The following is a 22327-nucleotide window of genomic DNA, read 5'->3' as shown; positions in this document are numbered from 1 at the left end:
TCGCGATGACGGTATGTCAGCGACATCAATGCTGACTGACATACCGCTATCGCGAGCAAGCTCGCTCCCACAGGTTTTTTGAGTGTTGGCGGACTATTCAGGCGGATCTATCTGATCCAGCACCCGGTTCGCCGCGATCTCCGCCAGCATCACGCTGTTGGAAATTCCCAGCAGCGCATTGCGCGATCCGCCGTCCAGATGATCCACCAACTGGTGAACCATCACGTCGACTGAGGCCAGCGTTTCCACCAGGTAAACCACCAGGGTTTCGGTCGTGGCTTCTGGGTTCACGGTGAACAGTGTGCCGGGAGTACGCGGCGTGGCTTTGATGTCGGCGATCGAGGGGAAGTGAAAGGCGAGGGCGCGTTCGGCGGCTTCGTTGAGCTTTTTTGAATCGGGTTCGTACGGGGAAACCGGATCGGTGTCCGGCGGGTTGGGTGTGACCTTGAACATCAACTAGATCCTTATATGGAGTGCCATCCCTTTTGCTGCTAAACGAAAGAGGAGGCAGCTGTACGCAGGTTAGCAGACCGGGGATCTAGTAAACCGGCGCGCCCGAAGGCGCCCTGCGCACAGCTACCATCAAGTGCAAGCATGGGAATGCCTGACTGATAGCGCCTATGCACTTCACTAGAAAACCACCGGGCTGCTAAACCCGATCACTGATGAGCAGTGACACGAATCAAGTTACCGATGGCCCCCCAGGCGCACAAGCCGGCGGATTCTGGCGCAAGCGTAGGCAACGGCGCAAGGTCCTGTGGCTTTCATGAAGTAACCTTAAACACCATTAAACACGCGCTCGCGAGGTGCCGTGTTGCGCGATTTGAGATAGGGTTGTGGCCAGGAATACGCGCGACAGGAGAACGCCATGCGCTACTCAGCCTTGACCCAACGAATCGCCGGTGACGGAGCGGCAGCCTGGCGGATTCACGATCGAGCGCTGGCGCTGCGCGAGCAGGGTGTCGATGTCTTGCTGCTATCGATCGGCGACCCGGATTTCGACACCCCACAACCCATCGTCCAGGCCGCGATTGGCAGTTTGCTGGCCGGCGACACGCACTACCCGGCGGTGCGCGGCAGCCAAGGCTTGCGCGACAGCATCGCCCGCCATCATCGCCGGCGCAGCGGCCAGGCCGTGGATGCGCAGCACGTGATCGTATTCCCCGGGGCGCAATGCGCGGTGTATTCGGTTGCGCAATGCCTGCTCGACCCGGGGGACGAAGTGCTCGTCGCCGAGCCGATGTACGTGACCTACGAAGGCGTGTTCGGTGCCTGCGGGGCGAAAGTGGTACCGGTGCCGGTGCGCTCGCAGAACGGCTTTCGGGTCGATCCGGCCGATGTCGCGGCACTGATCACGCCGAACACTCGCGCGATGTTGCTCAACAGCCCGAACAACCCCTCCGGCGCCAGCCTGTCGCTGACGGCCTGGAAAGCGCTGGCCGCATTGTGCATTCGCCATGACCTGTGGTTGATCAGCGACGAGGTGTACAGCGAACTGCTGTTCGAGGGCGAGCACATCAGCCCCGCGAGTTTGCCGGGCATGGCCGAACGCACGGCGACGATCAATAGCCTGTCGAAATCCCACGCCATGAGTGGCTGGCGGGTGGGCTGGGTCATCGGGCCGCAATCGCTGTGTGAACATTTGGTGAATCTGTCGTTGTGCATGCTGTTCGGCATTCCGGATTTCATCCAGAACGCCGCGCAATTGGCGCTGGATGAAAACCTGCCGCACGTGGCGCAGATGCGAGAGGAATATCGCCAGCGTCGCGACCTGGTGTGCGCCAGTTTGAATCTGTGCCCTGGCATCCAGGCGATTCGCCCCGATGGCGGCATGTTCGTGATGGTCGACGTGCGCCAGATCGGGTTGTCCGCCCAGCATTTTGCCGAGCGGCTGCTGGACGGTTATGGCGTGTCGGTGCTCGCCGGTGAAGCCTTCGGGCCCAGTGCGGCGGGGCACATTCGCATCGGTCTGGTGGTGGACCGGGCGAAACTGGCGGATGCCTGCCGACGGATTGCGCTGTGCGCCACGGACTTGCTTGAGGGGCGGCGGGCTTGAGTTGCACCGCCTCCAGCATGCAAAAAAAAGTGGCGCTACCTGTCAACTTTGACAGTTACGCACTTTTCTAAAACACGGTTTACTGCTCCAAAGCGCAGAACGACGGGATGCGTTTGGTAGTGCCCGGTAACATTCGGTCTGCTTTTCCGGCCTGACGCCATGGCAAGCCCATGGCGCGAGGTTATGAATATGGAGAGCGACAACATGGCAGGTTCAGATAAAAAAGAGCAACAGTTTGCGGCACGCGAAGCTACCTCCGGCGGGGCGGCACCGTTGGAGGTCCAGTCCCCGAATGTATCGCACATTGTGATGGCCGGGAACCCGGTGGGGCTTATTCCCAGGGCAAGTCTGGATGCCGATCAAACCATCACCATTCAGGTGTGGGACGGGCCACTTCCAACCCGACCCACACAAACTGACAGGTTCAAACTGGAAATCGCCCGCAGAGGCAGCAACGAATGGACGTTGATTTCTCCTGAACTCACGTATACGGGCGATGATAAATGGGAGCCGCTGGTATTTACCTTGCCCAGTGCGTTCATGCTGAACCCGGACAATGAGGGCGCGTTCGACCTCAGGTATTGGCATATGAGCTATTTGGATGTGCCGGACCAATCCCTACCCGTGCCCATTCATATCGACAAAGTCCCGCCCAATGGCTCGATACCGCCGGCCAAGATGGGATACACGTTCACAACACCCATTACCGATTTAACGTTTGGCACTGATGATTTTCTTGAGTTTACGATTCCTGGCTGGACTGGCGATTCGGCTGACGTGAAGGTCGCGTTCGGTTGGCTCAAAGGTGAATTACCGGACGATCCAGCGGACATTGATCTCATTGGCCCGCAAGCCATTGTTGCGAACGGCAAGGTAAGAATTCCCAAAGACAAGTTCATCACGGCGGGGGACGGTGCATGCTGTGGCGGCTATGTTTTGATCGACAAGGCCGGCAACATCAGCCCGCTGTCATTGTATGAGCTGATGTCCGTGGCGCTTGGGCCAACGCCGACGCCAGTGCCATTACAGGCGCCGATTGTCACAGACGCCACAGGTGGTGAATTACTGCGCTCGGACATCGTCAACGGCGGTGTCATTGTCAGGTTTCCAAAGATCCCCAATGGCAAACCCACCGATGAAATTGCCCTGAAATGGGGCGGCGTCGAGGTTGCAAACAGAATTCCCGTTGGCGATAACCCGCAAACTCACAGTTTCTTTGTGCCCTGGGAACACATCAAGACGCGGTATGGTGCAGCCAAAGGTCCGGTGGCGACCGACGTCCAGTACATCGTGTACCGAGGTCTGGAATCTTTCGTATCTATCATCGTCCCCAAGACTTGCAACCTTTCCAATGCCGGGCCGGATAACCCAAACCCCGAGCCCGGTAACCCCAACCTTGAACCCGTCACGATTGTTGGCGAGTCAGGCGTTGACAACGAACTGGTCGACACGGATGAGGACAAAGAGGTTCTTGCCAAGATCGAACTCGTGGCGCCGTTGGCTGACGGCGACACCTACCAGGTGATGTGGAATGGAACCCGGGTTGCTGGACGTGGTTTGTGGCAGGTCAATGGCGCCGATCACCGTGCCGGGACTTGCGTCCCGCGGCACGTACAAGGTGCCCATGTCACGCTGGTAGTTCTTCATCGTCGGCCCGCCCGCCGGCACCCATTGGCAATTGGCAGACCAGGCCAGGGAGGGCAGGCAGGTAGCGGCCAGGACCGTGGCGCCCAGTAAACGGCGTTTCGAATTTTTCATGCTTGAGTCCTGATGGATGGCCATTGACGTCGACAGGCGAATATTGGAATCAGAGGCACGTGAGCTCCTGCAGGCGATAGCCCTGGTCTTGCTCCATGCTGTCCGGATCGATCATCAGCCGGCATTGTGGGGTCGGCTCCTCTCCCCAGTGAACGTCGAGCATCTGTGGTTGTGTATGAGTCGACAGCAACATTTGTCCGGCCTGACCGACCGTGCCAAGCACGCTGCCCTCGGCATCGCTGACCTGTGCACCAAACGGCAAGGGCTGTCCCGTGGCGGTTCGGGCGGTGATGACCAGGCGACTGACCTTGCGGGCAGCGAAGGTGGCCTTGACCACGGCACCGCGCCTGGGGACGACCTGGGTCACGCCATTGTCGATCTCCACCTCGGGGCCCACTTGGTTTGTTTGCAATTCGATCTGGTTCAGCCGATAGGGGCGCAGGTAAGGCACCAGGGCGTAACCGTGCCGGTCCGTCTTCACGCCGGTGGCGTTCACCACTTCGACCCCGGCAATGTCGGGTACTTCGAGCAATGCACTGGTTTCCCCAAGGTAAGGCCCGACGCTCAGGCCATCGGCATGCAGCAACATGGCACCGCTGGCGTTGATTGACGTACTACGGTAATCGCTGCCTTGGGTCAGCCCGGCGCCGAGTGTGCCGAAGGGCGCTTGATAGCCGAGCGTCAGGGCGCCTGCCTGCTGTCGATTGTCGTCGTTGCTGAGACTGACGCGGTAGTTGAGCCGGTTGTCGTGGGCATTGCCCCCCAGACTGGCCCGCTGGCTGTACCGGTCACCGTCGTTGTGCACATCGAACGTCGCCGAACCAGGGCGCCCGAAATCAACAGGCAGGGAAATGCTCAGGCCAAACTGGCGATCCGTGCCGCGTGTATTGCTCAACGACTGAGAGGCGTAGGCGTTGTAGCTGACATTGCGTAACTGGGTATTGAAATTGAACTGGAACTGCCGTTGTTCATGACGGCTACGCCAGTAATCCTGTTTGGACAGGGTCAAGCCCAGCGCACTGCGTTCGCCCACGGCCTGATAGAGGGAGGCCTCCAGGCGACTGCGCCGGCTGCCCAGGAATGTCGAGCTGTGGCTTTGCTGGCGCACTGCCTCGTCGAAGTCTCGATAACCTTCGGTCGAGTAGCGGTAACCGGCGAAACGCAAATTGGTGCGGGTTGAAAAGGATTTGCCGTACTTCAACGCATAACTCACCCCCTGGACACGCTGCGAGTCGGCTGTTTCGATTTCAGCATCGGAGCGCGTCACATCCAGGGCCAGGGCGCCGAAGCTGCCCAGGTCCCTTGCCAAGCCAAGTGTTCCCGCGCGGTAGTACTCGCTCGTCATCAAGCCGCCGTACAGCGTTGAGTTCCACACGGTGCCCATGGCCAGTGTGCCCTGCCAGAACAACGGGTCATCCAGGTCATTGGCGGCGTTGTATCGACCCACGGCAGCGCTGTAGCGCCAGACGCCTTCACGCAGCAGATTGCCGATAGTGGCGTAGTTCTGGGTAAAGCGTCGTACCTGTCCGTCGGCCTCGGTCAGCACGATTTCCAGCTCGCCATTGCCGCCGATCGTACTCAGGTCATCGATTTCATACGGGCCGGCACTGACATAGGTGGAATAGATGGGGTAGCCATTTTGCAGCACTTCCAGCTTGGCGCGGCTTTGCGCCACACCGCGAATGATCGGGGCATATCCCTGCATGGCATCCGGCAACATGTCGAGGTCCGAGCTGATTAGCGCGCCTTTGAAGGGCACGCTGCGGAATACATCGCCGCCGCTGAAGGTTTCACCGAGTGTCAGGCTGGCGTTTGTGCCGGGCAAGTCACGCTGAGCATAGGTGTAGGCGCGGTTCCAGACGCGTTGACCGCGTTCGTCCTGGCGCATCGACTGATTACCGCGCAGACGCCAGGGGCCCAGGTTGATTCCGCTGTTCAGATACACATCGTCACTGTTGGTGTTCCCGCCATAGCGGCTGGTGCCTTGCTGCGCCGAGACCTGGTAATTGACGAAGGCGGCGTTGATGCCGTAATCCCAGCGTTCGGGGTCGACATGACCCACCACAGTGCGGCGCATGGCAATCTGTGGAATGGAAATCGTCAGCACCAGTTTGTTGGGGTCGAAGTCGAGTTCGGATCCCGGTATCGCTGTTGCCAAATCGATGCACGACGCTTGCAACAGGGCGGGATCGGCCAGGCTGTCGAGGCGAACCCCCAGCTCATCCAACAGCGCGAACGACAGGCAGGGAGTCAGGTGATCACCCTCGGGGCTGAGTTCGAAGGCGAGCTCGCGTTCGCCGAAGTAACGAAGGTTGACCTGAATGGCCACCCAATATTGGCCTGGGCCGAGGTCGTGACCACGGGTCAAGGCATTGAGCGCGAAGACGCCGGCATCGCTGGGATGAGTTTGGGTTTGGCGCATGAAACCGCTTTGAAACTGCGCAGGTTGCGCAGCCAGTGCAAGCTTGGTTTCGAGCGCAAGGGTGCCGCTACCGCCGATCAGGAGCAAATATGCGAGGCGCAGGCGCTTAGGCCCGCCCGCGCAATCGCGGTCGAGTAATGAAGTCATGGTGGTATTCCTGGCAGTTAAGGCAGAGGGCGAAGCCTCAGGGAGCCAGTTGAATGGGCACGGTCAAAGGCTCGCTGTAACCGCCGTAATCGTTGATGGCCGAGAACAGAATCTGCGCACGCTCTTGCAGTTTGATGCCGTTGAGGGCGTAGGTCTGGCTGCTGAACGGTTCGACCATGACGGCATTGGGTACAATCTGATTCTTGATGTCGCCGAGAACTTCGAGGCGGACAAAGGACACATGAAAAGGTGTCGGGTTGTTCACGATGAGCCGTCGTTCGCCCGCTACGTCCTTGAGTGACCATTGCAGGTCCTTGAGACGCGCCATCGGGTTGTCCTTGATCTGCGCGGGTCGATAAAACAGCTTGATCCGGGTGCGCAGTGCAATGTTCAAGGCATTGCCATCGCTGGTTTCGGCTTGCGGGATTTCCTGCACATTCAGGAAAAACAGTGACTCCCGATCATCCGGCAATGTATTGGGCAAACCGTTGATTTGCAGCTGTTGCTCCTTGCCTGGATTGAGTCGGAACAAGGAAGGTGAAGGGATAAACGGAACAGGGGTGACGTCATCGTCAGCGACTGTATTGACCCAGGTCTGCACGGCAAAAGGCCGGTTGCTGGGGTTGGCGACAATCACTGAAGTGCTGCGTTTGTTGCTGTCGAATACCACGCGTGTGGCGCCGAGCGTCAAGGCGGCCTGGGTCACGGGGGCATGGACCATCAGCAACAACAGGCTCATGCAGGCGCCAACGGTCTGTCGGTAAAGGGCGGTGTGCCGGGTCAAGCCAAACATGGAGTTCTACCTCTATACGTCCGGGCAAGCGAAACCTGTCCGGACGTATTGATAAAGTCACTTGCACGCGATGATCAGCATCGTGTGCAAGGCGAGCGGGTGGGTATGACTTGCGTGGCCGGTTGACCAGCTACGCCTGTGAGGGCACTCAACCCCCGGTCGATCCCTATAATAAGGCCATCATCAGTCAGTTGTTTTTGTTCAGCGCACTGGACAACCTGCAGGGTGTGATGACGACCTTTCCCGGTGGCAGCAACCGGGCCCTCTATACCTATGACACGGTTGATCCGGCGCAACTGCGTAAAGTGACGAATAACCACGACGATTACCCGGCAGAAATCCTGCTGGAATACAACGTCGACGGCCACCTGATCCGCGACGAAGCCAACCGCACCCTCGAATACGACCCCCTCGGCCGCTTGATCAGCGTCAGCGGCCCATCGGGTGGCGCAACCGGCTACAACTACGATCCGCTTGATACGCTGGCCGGTACGACCGACAGCGGTGGCAAGGAGCAGCGTTTTTACCAGGGCAATCAATTGGCCAACCAGATCACGGACAACACGAGCAGCACCTTCATCCGCGGCGACGATATGGTGCTCGCCGAGCTCAAGGCAGGTGCCGACCCAAAGTCTTTACTGCTGGCCAGTGACCACAAGAACAGTGTGTTGAGCGAGGTCAGCAAGACCGGGCGCAAGGATGTTGTTTATACGGCGTATGGACATCGGGCGCAGGATGCAGCGGTGAGTGGTGCGCTGGGGTACAACGGGGAGCGGCGTGAAGATCCAACGGGAAGGTATCTGCTGGGGAATGGGTATCGGGCGTTTAGTCCGGTGTTGATGCGGTTTACTGGTCCGGATGATTTGAGTCCATTTTATGATGGCGGACTGAACGCGTACGCATATTGCGGAGGGGAGCCGATGATGAACTCAGATCCTAGTGGACATATGTTCAGAGGCATAACACATCAGCCTCCAACGGCGTCACCGCCACGGAATCTTTTTCGGGCAAAAATCCAGACACAACAGCGGCAAATGGACGAGTTCATGAAAGGGAACACAATCCAGGCAGGCGACAAAGCACCGAAGAGAACGGAGATTCAAACAACGTCTGCCCAGAAAGGTGCAAGTCAGCGCGTGGGCAACCGATCAACTGGGGCCGACACTACAAGCAAAACCGGAGGGGCGTCTGAGGTCGAACGTACTGAAGCCCGGTTGGATGAAATCTACAAACAACATAGTGAACGGGTAATTAATGAACAGATCCTCATGTCCCGTAAGCTCGCAAAATATTCGTCCTCTGAATGGAAAAAAATCAGCAATGAAGAACGCGGTTCTCGTTTTGAGGAAACCTCGCGTCCGCATGTGGAGAAAAAAGTGAAATCTGTTAGGCGCCCTGAAGAGAAAACTGGCAAAAGAGGACTTTTCGGCTTTAGTAACTCCCAGAAGGAGGGCTGGACGTGATCGTGAAGTACCGAATGAAATATCCGGGAAAGGGCTTATGGTGACTCTTCACTCTTAGCCACAAAAAAACGCGCTTACCGCCAGGGTTCGTTTTCGAATCCTGGCGGTTTTTTAGCCTGCGGTTTGTTAAATTATTGTGCAATTCAATGCAACTGAATCAACCCCAACTCCAACGCCATCATCATCGCCACCCATCTCGAGCTGACATTAAACTTGCGCCGGATATTGCTGAAGTGGTAATTCACCCCGGCTTCCGAGCAGTTAAAGATGCGGCTGATTTCCCACGACGACTTGCCTCTGGCACTCCATAACAACGCTTCTTTTTCCCGTGCGGTCAGGGTGACGGCCGGCTTCTTGCCGGCATCCAGTTTCGGCGATTTAGCTTTGGGGGGGCGGGTACGAGCGGGGACTGGGGTCTGGTGGTTCATGACAGATATTCCCATTTCGATCAATGAGGCGGGCGCGGCGGTTCCTTCCTGACGGGGCGTGGTTCCAGCGTCCAGCGTGTAGCTTCAGCCCCGTTATAGCGTGGTTCCCGCGCGTTGAAACCTGTAAGAACTACCAGTTTTGCGATTTTTGATCGGCACTCGGGCAGGTGGCCGCGAGTGGCTTTTTTTGACGGATGTCATTGTTTTGGCTGGATTAACATCGAGGGCAGGGTGCAATGGGAAGCGGGTTCCGTTCGTCGCTTTTGCGCATGAGATTGACGAGGGCGGACTTGATGAGGTGTGTTGCTTGCACTGGCGACATCGCGAGCAGTGGTCGGTGGTGAACGTATGAATTGTGAACACCACTGAACCTGTAGGAGCGAGCCTGCTCGCGATGGCTGCCTTAAGGACAACGAATGTCTCAAGCCTTCCACACCCCGGGATTCACCAGATTCACCGGCCGCTCACCCGCCAGCGCCGCCAGCAGGTTGTCCACCGCACACCTGGCCATCGCTTCCCGTGTTTCATGGGTTGCCGAGCCCATGTGCGGCGTCGCCACCACGTTGTTCAATTGCAATAACGGCGAATCAAGGTTCAACGGTTCGCGCTCAAACACATCCAGCCCCGCCGCGCGAATCTGCCCACTGCGCAACGCCTCGACCAACGCCGCTTCATGCACGACTTTTCCTCGAGAAATGTTGATGAAGATGCTTTCCGGGCGCATCAGTGCAAATTCCTCGGCACCGATTAACCCTTCGGTTTCGGCCGTCAGCGGCAAGGTCAGGCAAATGAAATCCGCTTGCTGCAACAACTCGGGCAGGCTGCGGTATTGCGCGTTGAACCGTTTTTCGACCGCCAATTTCGGCGAGTTACTGTGATAGATCACCGGCATGCCGAAGCCGAAATGCCCGCGCTGGGCCAGGGCCTCGCCGATGCGGCCCATGCCGATGATGCCCAGGGTCTTGCCGTGTACGTCACTGCCGAAATGTGCGGGGCCGATGTTGCGGGTCCACTGGCCGTCGCGAACCATGTTCGCCAATTCCACCACGCGCCGCGCAGTGGCCAGGATCAGTGCGAAACCGGTGTCGGCGGTGGTTTCGGTGAGCACGTCCGGCGTGTTGCTGAGCAGGATGCGCCGCTCGGTAAGGTAATCGATGTCGTAGTTGTCGACGCCCACCGAAACGCTGGCGATGGCTTCAAGGTTGGGCGCCAGGTCCAGCAGTTCGGCATCGAGTTTCAGGCTGGCACCGAGCAGCCCGTGGGCACGGGGCAGGGCGTCGCGCAGTTTGCCGAGACCTTCGGCATCGAGGCTGTCGATCAGCGTCACATCGGTGTGCTCGTGCAGGCGAGCCATGAGCAGCGGCGAGAGTTTCTTGTACAGGACGACCTGCTTTTTCATCTTCGTGATCTCAACTTCAATTCAGGAATGAGCCGTGAGGGGGCGCGCTACCGTGGGCCGCTCCCGGTCGCTGGCGCCGGGCTTGAGGAACACCGTGAGCACCACCGAAAGCATCAGCGCACCGCTCATCAACAGATAGGATGCGCCGGGCGAACCGGTGGAGCTGTTCAGGTAACCGACCAGATAAGAGCCGCCAAACGAACCGAGCGCGCCCATGCTGTTGATCAGCGCCATGGCACCGCCCGCGACGTTGGCCGGTAGGATTTCCGGGATGATCGCGAAGAACGGACCGTACGGCGCATACATGCACGCACCGGCAATCACCAGCAGGGTGTACGACCACCAGAAGTGTTCGGCGCCCAGCGCGTAGGAACCGTAGAAAGCAATCGAGGCAATCAGCAGCGGCGGCCAGACGAAGCGTTTGCGCTTTTGCAGTTTGTCCGAACCCCAGGACACCAGCAGCATGCCGATCACCGCCGCCAGATAAGGCAGCGCCGACAGCCAGCCGGCCTCGACCATGTCCATCTGCGCGCCGGCCTTGAGGATCGACGGCAGCCACAACACGAAACCGTAGACACCAATGCTCCAGCAGAAAAACTGCAGCGCGAGGATGATCACTTTGGGTGAGCGAAACGCTTCGGCGTAGTTTTTCACTGCTTTGATGCCGACCTGTTCGGCCGCCAGTGCGCTTTCCAGATCCTGTTTTTCCTGATCGTTGAGCCACTTGGCCTGGGACGGACGATCATCAGCCAGGCGCCACCAGATGAACGCCCAGAGCACCGCCGGCAAACCTTCGACAATGAACATCCAGCGCCAGCTGTAGTGCTGCACGAGATAGCCCGAGACCACCGACATCCACAGCATGGTCACCGGGTTGCCAAGGATCAGGAAGGTGTTGGCCCGCGAGCGTTCGGCACGGGTGAACCAGTGGCACAGGTAGATCAACATCGCCGGCATCACCGCGGCTTCGACCACGCCGAGCATGAAGCGAATGACGATCAGCCAGTAGGCGTTGGAGACGATCCCGGTCAACGTCGCCAGGCTGCCCCAGAGGATCAGGCTGACGAAAATCAGTTTCTTCACGCTGTGTTTCTGCGCGTAGATCGCCCCCGGCACCTGGAAGAAAAAGTAACCGAGGAAGAACAGAGCGCCGAGCATCGACGACAGGCCCGGCGTGATCATCAGGTCGGCGGCCATCCCGGAGGCGGCGGCAAAACCGTAGTTGGCGCGATCGAGGTACGCCAGGCTGTAGGTGATGAACACGATGGGCATGATGTACCACCAGCGGCGGGTGGCGAGCGTTGCGGTTTTCATGGGTGATGCTCCTGAGCTTGTTGTTTTTGTCGCAGCAGGTAACGGTTTGTTCTTCAGTGCCTGTACTGGCCTCATCGCGAGCAAGCTCGCTCCTACAGGGGAATTACATTGGAATACGATCCAGTGTGGGAGCGAGCTTGCTCGCGATGGCGGCCTCAAATTCGCTGACCATTTCGGATCGGGTCGGCAACCCCTCCATATCCCCCCGACTCTGCACCGCACGGCTGCCAATCCAGTTGGCCCGCCGCACGGCGTCGGCAAAGCTGTGGTTTTCCAGGAGTGCACTGATCATGCCGACGGCAAACCCGTCGCCGGCGCCGACCGTGTCGACCACCGTTTCCACCGGCACGCCGGCGACGAAACCTTGATCAAGATGAGTACGGTAGTAAGCACCGTGCGGCCCCAGCTTGATCGCCACGGCTTCGGCGCCCTGGTCGAGGTAGAACGCGGCGATATCGGCAGGGTCTTCGAAGCCGGTGAGCAGGCGACCTTCGCTCAGCCCTGGCAACACCCAATGAGCGAGGGCGGCGAGGCGGTTGATTTCCGTGATCATCAGGCGCTCGCTGGCCCACAGGCTCGGGCGCAGGTTGGGGTCGAACGACACGCTGCGCCCGGCATCGCGCATGCGGGTCATCAATTCGAAGGACATCTGCCGTGCCGTTTCCGACAACGCCGCAGGAATGCCGGTGGCGTGCAGATGCCGGGCCTTGAGCAAGTCGGGCACGATCGAATGCGACGACAAGTGACTGGCCGCTGAGCCACGGCGAAAGTACTCGACGACGGGATCGCTGCCATCGTCGGTGCGCGACTTGAGTTGGAAACCGGTGGGGTGCGCGGGGTCGATGTCGACGTGGCGGCAATCCAGGCCTTCCTTTTCCAGCGTGTCGATCACGAATCGGCCCAGGGAATCGGCGCCGACGCGGCTCAGCCATGCCACGTTGAAACCCAGGCGCGACAGGCCGATGGCGACGTTGCTGTCGGCGCCGGCAATGCGTTTGTGGAACGCGTTGACGCTGGCCAGGTCGCCGGTCTGCTCGGCAACGAACATCGCCATGGTTTCGCCGAACGAGAGGATATCGATCTCAGACATGAGCATTCTCCAGCGACGATTGGCCGAGGTGGGCGAGGGCGGCGACATGCTCGGTTGTCAGCTGCACCAGGTCTTCACCTTGCAGCGGGTATTCCGCGGCTCGCATAACGCCTTGGTCCATGTGCCGCAGCAGGTGTTCCCACTGTTGCAAGTCGCTGGCGGCGGGTGGGATGGCAACCAGTTTGCCGTCGGCACGGCGCGTCACCGCTTTACAGTGCACATAACCGACGTGCCGTCCGAGCAACCGCGCGGCGCTGGCGGCGGACTGGTCCTGCCACTGCCAGTTGCCGATATCGAAGGTCATTTTGATCGGCAGGTTGTGTTGCTCGACTTCATTGAAGAAACGCTGGAACGGTTCGATGCGGCCACCGTGCAGGGTCTGGTCGTTCTCCACCAGCAATTGCACCGCACTTTCGCCGAGCATGCGGGCGAGGCGTTGCAGGTCGCTGTTGTCGGTGAAGTAACCCAGCGATACTTTCAGCCATTTGGCGCCGAACATTTGGGCGCGTTGCAGTGCTGTCAGCAATTCGGGATTGGGTCTGGATTGACCGGCCAGCCACAGTTCCATCGGTGATGAGTACACGCTTTCCAGGCCCTCGGCCTGAGTCGCGTCGGCCAGGTGCTCGGGATTCTCAAAGGTCAGCAGCTCTTCGCGCCATTCGATGCGCGTGGCCCCGGCGGCGGCCAGTACTGCGATGAAACTGCCCTGGCCGCGCTGGCGCACCAGATCGGCGCCGTAGCTGGAGAGGCTGATGGAAACGGCTGGTTTATTCATTGTTTTTCTACCTCTGAAACCGGTTTCATTTTTGTTCAAAAAAATATCAGTGAGTGATGTGTTGTTCTTTCGGGCCTCATCGCGGGCAAGCCCGCTCCCTCAGTGTTTTGTGTCGTACAAAAATGTTGTGTACCCCAGCGATTCCTGTGGGAGCGAGCTTGCTCGCGATGGGGCCAGTCCAGTCATCTGAAAACGCCAAGGGTCGACCCCCGCACAACCAGCTGCGGCGAAAAATCCAGCGTCCGCAACGCCCCGTCATCCCCCCGCAACCGCTTGAGCAAACACTCGAACGCACTCGCGCCAATCTCGGTGGTCGGCTGGGCCAAAGCGGTGATGCCACTGCCCACCAACGGGTACCAATCCAGATCGTCGAGGGCTATCAGCCCCACGTCTTCAAACAGATTGCACTTGAGCTCACGCAAGGCATGAGTGCTGGCCAGCGCCGCGATCCCGTTCGCGCAAAACAGCGCTTTCGGACCGGGGCCTGGCGTGTCGAGGAAGTTTTTCAGGTGCGCAGTCAGTTCGCTGCCGGTCTCAATCATCGTGCCGCGCAGGGCCGGGCGCTGTGCGATCTGTGCCTTGAAACTGCTGACCCGCTCGATCCGCGAACTGGTGCCGTCAAACGGCTCTGTCACCAACAGCACGTCGCGATAGCCGCGCTCTTCAAGGTGGGCAAGGGCCATCTCGACAGCCGCCGGGTTATCCAGGCCGACCATGTCACTCTCAAGATGCTCGACCTTGCGGTCCACCAGCACCAGAGGCATTTCCCGGTGCAGTTCATGCAACTCGTCACGGTGATGGCCGAGGGTGTTCACGATCAGGCCTTCGATGTTATACGAGCGCAGCAGGGCCAGGTGCTGACGCTCCTGCTCGTCGTCGCGATCGGTGTTGCACACCACCAGGCTGTAGCCGTGCTGACGGCAGGCGGTTTCCACCCCGTGCATCACGGCAATCGAATATGGGTTGCGGATATCGGCCACCAGCATGCCGATCAGGCGGGTGCGCCCCCGTTTCAGGCCACGGGCCATCTGGTTCGGGCGATAACCCAGTTCGGCAATGGACTGTTCGATGCGCTGGGCAATGGCATCGGAGAGCAGGGCGCGGTCTTCGCCGATGAACCGCGAAACGCTGGCCTTGGAGACCTTGGCGTGTTCGGCCACGTCGAGCATGGTCACGCGGCTTCGCTGGGCGGCGGAGAAATCGTTCACGGTCTGAAACCTTCTTATTGGATTTATAAGGCAGAGCGCATGGCGCTGAAACCGGTTTCAGGAAACACCAGAAATGAATCCGTCGTCAAGTGTTCGATGAATCACAGGCCGACAAAAAACGACCAATGGAACTCAGGCGAGCACGCTCAACCACGCCGAACCCAGCAACAACAGGCCCATGCAGCGGTTGAAGCGCTGCATCGCACGAGGTGAACGCAGCCAGCGACTGGAGCCGGCGCCGAGCACTGCCCAAGCTCCAAGACACGGCAGCGAGATCAGGAAAAACGCCAACGACAAATACATCACATGCACAAACCGGTCTTCACCCACCCCGGCAAACACGCTGACCACCGCCAGTGCCATCATCCAGGTTTTCGGGTTGATCCATTGCAGGCTCGCCGCGCCCAGCAAGCCGAGGCGCTTCTCGGCATTTTTGGCGGCAATGGCGACAGCCGGGGTGCGGAAGATTTGCCAGGCCAGATAACTCAGCCATGCCACGCCGGCCCACTGCATGAGCGTTTGCAGCGCAGGCCATTGGATCAGCGAAGTCCCGGCACCGGTGCCCACCAACAACACCAATATCGCCGCACTGGCACAGGCACCAAGAATGATCGGAACGGTAGCCATCAAGCCGAACCGGGCACTGTTGCTAAGCACCAGAATGTTGGTCGGGCCGGGGGTGATCGAGGCCACAAAGGCGAACAGCAGAAAGGGCAGCAACGTCGGAAAAGAGGACAGCATCGCAGGCAAACTCCGGTGAAGATCATTGAAGTTGATCTTCACAAGCCGGGCGCTTATCTGTCTGGAAGATTTGAGCAACGCTTGCGGTACAGTGCTGGTGTCAGACCGTAGGCGCGCACGAACCAGCGACCCAGGTGACTCTGATCGGCAAAGCCCAAGGTCATGGCCACGGTTGCAGGTTGCTCACCACGGGCCAGCATTCGACGCGCCGTAGCCAGGCGCAATTGCACCAGATATGCATGGGGCGCCATGCCGTATGCAGCCTTGAATGCACGGGTCAGGCGAAAGCGGTCGACCCCGGTGACGGCGGCCAGTTGATCGAGACCGATGTCCAGTTGTGCGTTGGCGTGCAGATAGTCCCGAGCCTTTTGCGCAACCAGGGGCAGGCGCGGATCTTCGCCATAGCGAGTGCGCCAGTGCAGATGGCTGGTGAGGCGTTCAAGCAAGTCATCGAGCGCGGTCTGGCGGACGATCTTCATTTCACCACCGTGCAGCGTCTCAAACGCAAGGCTGGTGGCGTGGGTCAGGCGCGAATCGCTGGCCAGGGTGTTGGCGAAACTCAACTCGCTGTTGTCCGGCGCGTTGTCAAACACCGCGCCTAACTCACGCTGCAACCACTGTGGGTCGAGGTACAGCATGCGATAGGTAAAACCATCCGCGGTCGGCGCCTCACCGTCGTGGATGTCGCCCGGTTCCAGCAAAAACACCTTCCCCGGCGTGCTTTGGTGTCTGGCTCGTCGACAATTGAATTGCTGCACCCCTTGCTCGGTGACACCCACCAGATAGCTGTCATGCCAGTGCGGGTCGTAGGCATGGCCCTCGAAATGCGCACGCAGGGTCTCGATGCCGGTATCGGCGTCCTGGGCCAGATCGAGCCAGTTTTGAGACGTCATGCTGAACCTGTGGGATCGTTTTTCCTGCTCATTTAACGCCCGTCTCGAGGGTAATGGTTAGAACATTTGTGCACTGGAGGGACGTTGTTACCATGCACAAGCCGGCCAGACTTAGCACAAATACACCGTCTTGCCACTCACAGTTCTGATAGTGGTGCAGTCGACGCAAATGTTTTTTACTGCGGCGACATTACTTGTGCAGAGTACCCATGACATGAAGCCGTTTGATTCCCGTTCATCCACTGTTGCCACAGGAGCGGTTGAGGTACAGATCTGTGCTCCAGGTCATCTGATTGGCGGACGAAACGGTCCGACAAGCGCCTTGTTGAGTTGGGACGAGCCCTATTCAACCTGCAACTTGTGTCCGAATGCAATTGGTTATGAAGTGTTCGGAGAAGGTATTCAAACAAGAAGTGTGACCCGACCGCCTTTTGAATTGACGGGGTTGAACGCAGATACCGAGTACTTGCTTTACGTCAGGGCAATAGCTGCCAGCAATAATGTTTCGCAGCCCAGTCCGTTACGCTTGTTCAAATTCAAATTACTCGCGCCCTCCAGACCGGGCCCTCTGGAGTTGAGCGAGTTAACCAGTACCTCTGTAAAAGTGAGCTGGACCCCGTCCACTGACAATGGCGGGGACATTCGCTATAGAGTTTTCCTGAACGACTTTCTCATCAAACAGACCGCCCAGCCGTATGTCCTGATTACGCACCTGCAAAATCATAGCGACTATCACGTCAAGGTACTGGCGATCAATGCTGCAGGCAGTTCCGAACCTGTTGCCACTGCTTTTAAAACCAGTCTGCGCCCGCCAACCAATCTGAGGTTCAGCCACCTTAACGGGATCTGTAGGCTGGCATGGGATCCGCTCTTCAAAAAACGCCCGGCACATGAAATATCCATCAATGGCGAAAATTTTACGGCTGCCCCTGGCCGCTGGGGCTACAACTTCAAGTTGTCGGATCTTTCTCCGGGACCTGCTCCGCATCACTTCAAGTTTGCGGTCCACGCACAACTTGACGGGGACACCTCGGCAGTGGTGACTCTGGAGGCGACGCTTGCTGACACGACCCCTCCAAGCCGGCCTGGAGCCCCCGTCGTCACTGAAATTACAGACACTTCCGCGTATTTGACCTGGCAGCCCTCGAACGACAATGCAGGCGTCACCGACTATCGGGTTACCCTGAACGGATTTGTATTGTTCAACACTCCGGACACTCACATGAACTTCAGTGGGCTGGCTCCTGGTGCCTATCACTATGTTTTCGTGCGCGGCCGCGACAAGGATGGAAATATCTCTCAACGCAGCCCGATGAGCGTCTTCAAAACGACAGGGCAGGCGCCAGCGCCTAGACCCAATGCACCGACCGTCAGTATCAGTGCACTGAGCTCCAGCTCAGCCAAGTTGGAGTGGACTTTCGCGCAGGGTGATGCGGCTACGGGTGTAAGGATCATGAAGGATGACGAGCACCTGCAAGACGTACTGTTCATTCAAGGCATTCACCTCAATAACTTGATCCCGGACACGGAGTACAGAATCAGCGTCAGTGCTTTTGATATCTACGGACAGTTGTCCGAACCCACTGTCGTTGTTTATGAACCCCAGGATCTTATCCCGCCCAGCGCTCCTGGAAACTTGCGCAAGATGGGATCGACCCTTGATTCCGTCACGCTCGCGTGGGATGAATCCACCGACGACGTCGGTATCTGTGATTACGTTATTTACAATAATCAGCAGTATTTCGATCGCACACCATTGACCCATTACACTGCCGTTGACTTGCCTTCCGGTACATACTCATTTGAGGTGTGTGCGCTGGATCTCAGCGGTAATCACTCCGCGCCTGCGTCAGTAAGTGTTGAAATCGAGGGCGAACTCTAGTTCGCCAAGCCCTGAAGTAACCACTCATGCCGATTTACTCAAATAACCCGGCGGCGATGTTGATCGAGAACCCGAGAATGGCCGTGTTGAACAGAAAACCGATCAACGACTGCGCCAGCACGATCTTGCGCAATTCCCGTGTCGCCACGCCGACATCCGAGGTCTGCACCGCCACGCCGACGGTGAACGAGAAGTACAAAAAGTCCCAGTAGTTGGGTGTCGTCAGACCTTCGGCAAAACGCAACGCCGGCTCTTTGCCTTCCCAGGTGTAAAACAGGCGCGCGTAATGCACGCTGAAAATCACCCCGATCAGCAGCCATGAACCGATCACCGTCAACGCGGTGAAGCCGTAGTGCAGCAGTTTGCGGGTGGTTTCCAGGTCTTTGCCGCCGGCCAGTTCGAGGGTGATGGCTGCCAGGCTGGCAATTGCCGCAATGCACACCACGAACAGCACCAGCCCGGCGTTCTCGTCCTCGATTTCGGCAATGCGTTTCACATCAGTCGCTTTCGAACGCACGACGAGCCAGGACATCAGGATCAGGTAAGTCCAGACCCCGGCATTCCAGCCGATGAGTATTTTGCCGATGACCGAATCGGCCGGAACCAGGATACCCGCCGCGATACCGAGCGTCGTGGCGGCGGACAGGCGAGGGTGGGTGTGGCTGAGGTAGGGCATGAGCGCTCGATGGGTCGGAGTATTGCAAACACCTTAGCCCAGGTAAGCACAATCTTGAAATCACCGGGATCCCCTGTGGGAGCGAGCTTGCTCGCGATAGCGGTGTAACAGTCAACATGGATGTTGAATGTGACGGCCTCATCGCGAGCAAGCTCGCTCCCACAGGTAATCGGTGGTGTTGGTTAGATGTTTTTATGGCGCTTGGGCACCAGCTTCATCACCACCACAAAAAACACCGGTACGAACACCACGGCCAGCGTCGCGGTGATCATCCCGCCGATCACCCCGGTGCCGATGGCCTGCTGGCTCGCCGAACTGGCGCCGGTCGCGATCGCCAGAGGCACCACGCCAAGGATGAACGCCAGGGAGGTCATGACAATCGGCCGCAACCGCAGGCGTGCCGCTTGCAGGGTCGCGTCGATCAGGTCGTGGCCGTCGTCGTACAGGCTCTTGGCGAACTCGATGATCAGGATCGCGTTCTTCGCCGACAGGCCGATGATGGTGATCAGCCCGACCTTGAAGAACACGTCGTTGGGCATCCCGCGCAAGGTCACGGCCAGCACCGCGCCGAGCACGCCCAGCGGCACCACCAGCAGCACCGAGGTGGGGATCGACCAGCTTTCGTACAACGCCGCCAGGCACAGGAACACGATCAACAGCGACAGCCCCAGCAGGATGGGCGCCTGGCTGCCGGACAACCGTTCCTGCAACGACAACCCGGTCCATTCCTGGCCCAGTCCCGCCGGGCCTTGCGCCACCAGCCGCTCGATCTCGGCCATGGCCTCGCCGGTGCTGTGGCCCGGGGTCGGTTCACCGGAAATGCTGATCGCCGGATAGCCGTTGTAGCGGGTCAACTGCGCCGGGCCCTGAGTCCACCTGGCCTGTACGAAGGCTGACAAGGGCACCATTTTTTCGTGGGTGTTACGCACGTGAATCTTCAGCAGGTCTTCCACCTGACTGCGCTGGTCGCCCTCGGCCTGCACCACGACGCGCTGCATCCGCCCCTGATTGGGGAAGTCGTTGATATAGGCTGAGCCCACGGCCGTGGACAGCACATTGCCGACGTCGGCAAATGACACCCCCAGTGCGTTGGCCTGCTTGCGGTCGACGACCAGTTGCACCTGCGGTGCCTCGGCCAGGGCACTTTCGCGCACGTTCATCAGGATCGGGCTTTTTTCGGCTGCCGCGAGTAACTCGGTGCGCGCTTGCATCAACTTCTCATGGCCGAGCCCCCCGCGATCCTGCAGGCGGAACTCGAATCCGCTGGACGTACCCAGGCCATCCACGGGCGGCGGCAGTACGGCAAACGTCACCGCGTCCTTGATCTGGCTGAGGGCGACGTTGGCCCGGTCGGCAATCGAAGCCGCCGAGTCGTCGCTGCCTCGCTCGGACCAGTCTTTGAGCGTGCTGAACGCCAGCGCCGCATTCTGCCCGCTGCCAGAGAAGCTGAATCCGAGAATTACCACGCTGTCCCGAATGCCCGGTTCCCCTGCGTTGTGCGCTTCAACCTGCTCGGCCACCTGCACCGTGCGATTCTTGCTCGCACCCGGTGGCAACTGGATGTCGGTGATGGTGTAACCCTGGTCTTCCACCGGCAGGAACGAGGAGGGCAAGCGACTGAAGGCCAAGCCCAGGCCGATCAGCAGCACGCCGTAGATCAGCAGGTAGCGCCCGGTACGTTTCAACGCATAGGCGACCCAGCCCTGATAGCGCTCCGTCAGTTGTTCGAAGCGACGGTTGAACCAGCCGAAGAACCCGGTCTTTTCGTGGTGCTCGCCTTTGGCAATCGGCTTGAGCAGTGTCGCGCACAGGGCCGGGGTCAAGGTCAGGGCGAGGAAGGCCGAGAACAGGATCGAGGTGGCCATCGACAGCGAGAACTGCTGGTAAATCACCCCGACCGAACCCTGCATGAACGCCATCGGAATGAACACAGCGACCAGCACCAGAGTGATGCCGATGATGGCCCCGGTGATCTGCTGCATGGCCTTGCGCGTGGCTTCCTTGGGCGACAAGCCCTCGGTGGCCATGATGCGCTCGACGTTTTCCACCACCACGATGGCGTCGTCCACCAGAATGCCGATGGCCAGCACCATGCCGAACATGGTCAGCACGTTGATCGAAAAGCCGAGCGCCAGCATTGTCGCAAAGGTGCCCATCAGCGCCACCGGCACCACCAGCGTCGGAATCAGCGTGTAGCGGATGTTCTGCAGGAACAGGAACATTACCGCGAACACCAGCAGCATCGCCTCGAAGAGGGTGTAGACCACTTTGGTGATCGAGACCTTGACGAAGGGTGAGGTGTCGTACGGTATCGAGTACTCGACGTTCGCCGGGAAATAGCGCTTGAGTTCGTCCATCTTCGCCCGCACCAGGGTTGCGGTGTTCAGGGCGTTGGCGCCGGGCGACAGTTGCACGGCGACGGCGGTGGACGGTTTGCCGTTCAGGCGCGTGGAAAACTGGTATTCCTGGCTACCGATCTCGACCCTCGCCACATCGCTGATGCGCACGGTCGAGCCGTCCGGGTTGGCCTTGAGGACGATGTCGGCAAACTCTTCGGGGGTCGACAACTGGCCCTTGACCAGAATGGTCGCGGTGATTTCCTGGGTGGTGCGGGTTGGCAGGTCACCGATGCTGCCGGCCGACACCTGGGCGTTTTGCGCGACGATGGCGGTGTTGACGTCCGCCGGCGTCAGGTTGAAGGCAAGCAGCTTCTGCGGGTCGATCCAGATCCGCATCGCCCGTTCGGCGCCGTACAGTTGCGCCTTGCCGACGCCGTCCAGACGCTTGACCTCGTTCATCACGTTGCGCGCCAGGTAATCGCTGAGCGCCACGTCGTTGAGTTTGCCGTCGCTGGAGGTCAGGGTGATCAGCAGCAGGAAGCCGGATGAGACTTTCTCCACCTGCAAACCTTGCTGGATGACCGCTTGTGGCAGGCGAGACTCCACGGCTTTCAGGCGGTTCTGCACATCCACCTGAGCCAGTTCCGGGTTAGTGCCCGGCTGGAAGGTGGCCTTGATGGTGGCGCTGCCCAGGCTGCTCTGGGATTCGAAATACAACAGGTGATCGGTGCCGTTGAGCTCTTCCTCGATCAGGCTGACCACGCTCTCGTCCACGGTTTGCGCCGAAGCGCCGGGGTACACGGCGTAGATTTCGATTTGTGGCGGTGCAACATCGGGGTATTGCGCCACCGGCAATTGCGGAATGGCCAGCGCACCGGCCAGCAGGATGAACAGGGCAACCACCCAGGCGAACACCGGGCGGTCGATAAAGAACTGCGGCATA

17 protein-coding genes are annotated in these 22327 nt (G+C 59.2%); 4 read left to right on the top strand and 13 right to left on the bottom strand.

Translation table 11 applies throughout. The features are described 5' to 3' along the window. Positions 1-93: 93 nt before the first annotated feature. Positions 94-453: a DUF6124 family protein gene (locus tag ABIE16_RS10665; RefSeq protein WP_218498147.1), complete on the bottom strand. Its 360-nt coding sequence runs from the start codon at positions 451-453 to the stop codon at positions 94-96. Positions 454-868: 415 nt separating this feature from the next. Here ABIE16_RS10665 and ABIE16_RS10660 point away from each other — a divergent pair, with 415 nt between their 5' ends. Together ABIE16_RS10660 and ABIE16_RS10655 are read left to right on the top strand one after the other, a co-directional pair. Continuing rightward, complete coding sequence (locus ABIE16_RS10660) at positions 869-2056, top strand: pyridoxal phosphate-dependent aminotransferase (RefSeq protein WP_429521094.1); 1188 nt, start codon at positions 869-871, stop codon at positions 2054-2056. 183 nt (positions 2057-2239) lie between these two features. Further along, positions 2240-3793: a hypothetical protein gene (locus ABIE16_RS10655; RefSeq protein ID WP_429521093.1), complete on the top strand. Its 1554-nt coding sequence runs from the start codon at positions 2240-2242 to the stop codon at positions 3791-3793. 70 nt (positions 3794-3863) lie between these two features. Here the strand turns inward: ABIE16_RS10655 and ABIE16_RS10650 are convergent, their stop codons facing one another. Next, positions 3864-6383: a fimbria/pilus outer membrane usher protein gene (locus ABIE16_RS10650; RefSeq protein WP_429521092.1), complete on the bottom strand. Its 2520-nt coding sequence runs from the start codon at positions 6381-6383 to the stop codon at positions 3864-3866. A gap of 37 nt (positions 6384-6420) precedes the next feature. Beyond that, complete coding sequence (locus tag ABIE16_RS10645) at positions 6421-7176, bottom strand: fimbrial biogenesis chaperone (protein ID WP_429521091.1); 756 nt, start codon at positions 7174-7176, stop codon at positions 6421-6423. A 122-nt stretch (positions 7177-7298) separates the two neighbouring features. On the opposite strand from ABIE16_RS10645, the gene ABIE16_RS10640 reads away from it, so the two are divergent. Next, a complete protein-coding gene (locus tag ABIE16_RS10640) occupies positions 7299-8639 on the top strand; it encodes an RHS repeat-associated core domain-containing protein (protein ID WP_429521090.1) in 1341 nt (446 codons plus the stop codon). A gap of 143 nt (positions 8640-8782) precedes the next feature. On the opposite strand, the gene ABIE16_RS10635 is transcribed toward ABIE16_RS10640, so the two are convergent. The 8 genes from ABIE16_RS10635 to ABIE16_RS10600 form a co-directional block, all read right to left on the bottom strand. Then, entirely contained in the window at positions 8783-9067 is a 285-nt protein-coding gene (locus tag ABIE16_RS10635; RefSeq protein ID WP_429521089.1) for a helix-turn-helix transcriptional regulator, read from the bottom strand. Positions 9068-9488: 421 nt separating this feature from the next. Next, positions 9489-10466, bottom strand: a complete 978-nt coding sequence (locus ABIE16_RS10630; RefSeq protein WP_429521088.1) for a 2-hydroxyacid dehydrogenase — start codon at positions 10464-10466, stop codon at positions 9489-9491. A gap of 21 nt (positions 10467-10487) precedes the next feature. After that, on the bottom strand, positions 10488-11780 hold the full coding sequence (locus ABIE16_RS10625) for an MFS transporter (RefSeq protein ID WP_057714686.1): 1293 nt from the start codon (positions 11778-11780) through the stop codon (positions 10488-10490). Between the two features lie 103 nt (positions 11781-11883). Continuing rightward, positions 11884-12870: a sugar kinase gene (locus tag ABIE16_RS10620; RefSeq protein ID WP_429521087.1), complete on the bottom strand. Its 987-nt coding sequence runs from the start codon at positions 12868-12870 to the stop codon at positions 11884-11886. Continuing rightward, the gene (locus ABIE16_RS10615) at positions 12863-13645 is read right to left on the bottom strand and encodes a sugar phosphate isomerase/epimerase family protein (protein ID WP_154909135.1); all 783 of its coding nucleotides are present in this window, start codon (positions 13643-13645) and stop codon (positions 12863-12865) included. Before ABIE16_RS10615 ends, ABIE16_RS10620 begins: the two co-directional genes overlap by 8 nt. Before the next feature lie 182 nt (positions 13646-13827). Next, on the bottom strand, positions 13828-14853 hold the full coding sequence (locus ABIE16_RS10610; RefSeq protein ID WP_340312047.1) for a LacI family DNA-binding transcriptional regulator: 1026 nt from the start codon (positions 14851-14853) through the stop codon (positions 13828-13830). Positions 14854-14985: 132 nt separating this feature from the next. Beyond that, the gene (locus ABIE16_RS10605; protein WP_429521086.1) at positions 14986-15594 is read right to left on the bottom strand and encodes a LysE family translocator; all 609 of its coding nucleotides are present in this window, start codon (positions 15592-15594) and stop codon (positions 14986-14988) included. A gap of 53 nt (positions 15595-15647) precedes the next feature. After that, positions 15648-16487: an AraC family ligand binding domain-containing protein gene (locus ABIE16_RS10600; RefSeq protein WP_429521085.1), complete on the bottom strand. Its 840-nt coding sequence runs from the start codon at positions 16485-16487 to the stop codon at positions 15648-15650. A 214-nt stretch (positions 16488-16701) separates the two neighbouring features. Here ABIE16_RS10600 and ABIE16_RS10595 point away from each other — a divergent pair, with 214 nt between their 5' ends. Beyond that, on the top strand, positions 16702-18369 hold the full coding sequence (locus tag ABIE16_RS10595; RefSeq protein WP_429521084.1) for a fibronectin type III domain-containing protein: 1668 nt from the start codon (positions 16702-16704) through the stop codon (positions 18367-18369). 34 nt (positions 18370-18403) lie between these two features. On the opposite strand, the gene ABIE16_RS10590 is transcribed toward ABIE16_RS10595, so the two are convergent. Both ABIE16_RS10590 and ABIE16_RS10585 read right to left on the bottom strand, forming a co-directional pair. Next, entirely contained in the window at positions 18404-19045 is a 642-nt protein-coding gene (locus ABIE16_RS10590; protein ID WP_218498138.1) for a DUF1345 domain-containing protein, read from the bottom strand. A gap of 182 nt (positions 19046-19227) precedes the next feature. Continuing rightward, positions 19228-22326, bottom strand: a complete 3099-nt coding sequence (locus ABIE16_RS10585) for a multidrug efflux RND transporter permease subunit (protein ID WP_429521083.1) — start codon at positions 22324-22326, stop codon at positions 19228-19230. Position 22327: the final 1 nt, after the last annotated feature.

It is taken from the genome of Pseudomonas sp. 2725, assembly GCF_050434585.1.
GTDB classification, from domain to species: Bacteria; Pseudomonadota; Gammaproteobacteria; order Pseudomonadales; family Pseudomonadaceae; genus Aquipseudomonas; species Aquipseudomonas jessenii.
The sequence above is the reverse complement of the archived record's forward strand: the minus strand, read 5'-3'. Positions and strand labels throughout refer to the sequence as shown.

Bases quoted from the DNA above. Each gene is read 5' to 3' on its own strand.
- ABIE16_RS10665 (WP_218498147.1), bottom strand. From the start codon at position 453: ATGTTCAAGGTCACACCCAACCCGCCGGACACCGATCCGGTTTCCCCG.
- ABIE16_RS10660 (WP_429521094.1), top strand. From the start codon at position 869: ATGCGCTACTCAGCCTTGACCCAACGAATCGCCGGTGACGGAGCGGCA.
- ABIE16_RS10655 (WP_429521093.1), top strand. From the start codon at position 2,240: ATGAATATGGAGAGCGACAACATGGCAGGTTCAGATAAAAAAGAGCAA.
- ABIE16_RS10650 (WP_429521092.1), bottom strand. From the start codon at position 6,383: ATGACTTCATTACTCGACCGCGATTGCGCGGGCGGGCCTAAGCGCCTG.
- ABIE16_RS10645 (WP_429521091.1), bottom strand. From the start codon at position 7,176: ATGTTTGGCTTGACCCGGCACACCGCCCTTTACCGACAGACCGTTGGC.
- ABIE16_RS10635 (WP_429521089.1), bottom strand. From the start codon at position 9,067: ATGAACCACCAGACCCCAGTCCCCGCTCGTACCCGCCCCCCCAAAGCT.
- ABIE16_RS10630 (WP_429521088.1), bottom strand. From the start codon at position 10,466: ATGAAAAAGCAGGTCGTCCTGTACAAGAAACTCTCGCCGCTGCTCATG.
- ABIE16_RS10625 (WP_057714686.1), bottom strand. From the start codon at position 11,780: ATGAAAACCGCAACGCTCGCCACCCGCCGCTGGTGGTACATCATGCCC.
- ABIE16_RS10620 (WP_429521087.1), bottom strand. From the start codon at position 12,870: ATGTCTGAGATCGATATCCTCTCGTTCGGCGAAACCATGGCGATGTTC.
- ABIE16_RS10615 (WP_154909135.1), bottom strand. From the start codon at position 13,645: ATGAATAAACCAGCCGTTTCCATCAGCCTCTCCAGCTACGGCGCCGAT.
- ABIE16_RS10605 (WP_429521086.1), bottom strand. From the start codon at position 15,594: ATGCTGTCCTCTTTTCCGACGTTGCTGCCCTTTCTGCTGTTCGCCTTT.
- ABIE16_RS10600 (WP_429521085.1), bottom strand. From the start codon at position 16,487: ATGACGTCTCAAAACTGGCTCGATCTGGCCCAGGACGCCGATACCGGC.
- ABIE16_RS10595 (WP_429521084.1), top strand. From the start codon at position 16,702: ATGAAGCCGTTTGATTCCCGTTCATCCACTGTTGCCACAGGAGCGGTT.
- ABIE16_RS10590 (WP_218498138.1), bottom strand. From the start codon at position 19,045: ATGCCCTACCTCAGCCACACCCACCCTCGCCTGTCCGCCGCCACGACG.
- ABIE16_RS10585 (WP_429521083.1), bottom strand. From the start codon at position 22,326: ATGCCGCAGTTCTTTATCGACCGCCCGGTGTTCGCCTGGGTGGTTGCC.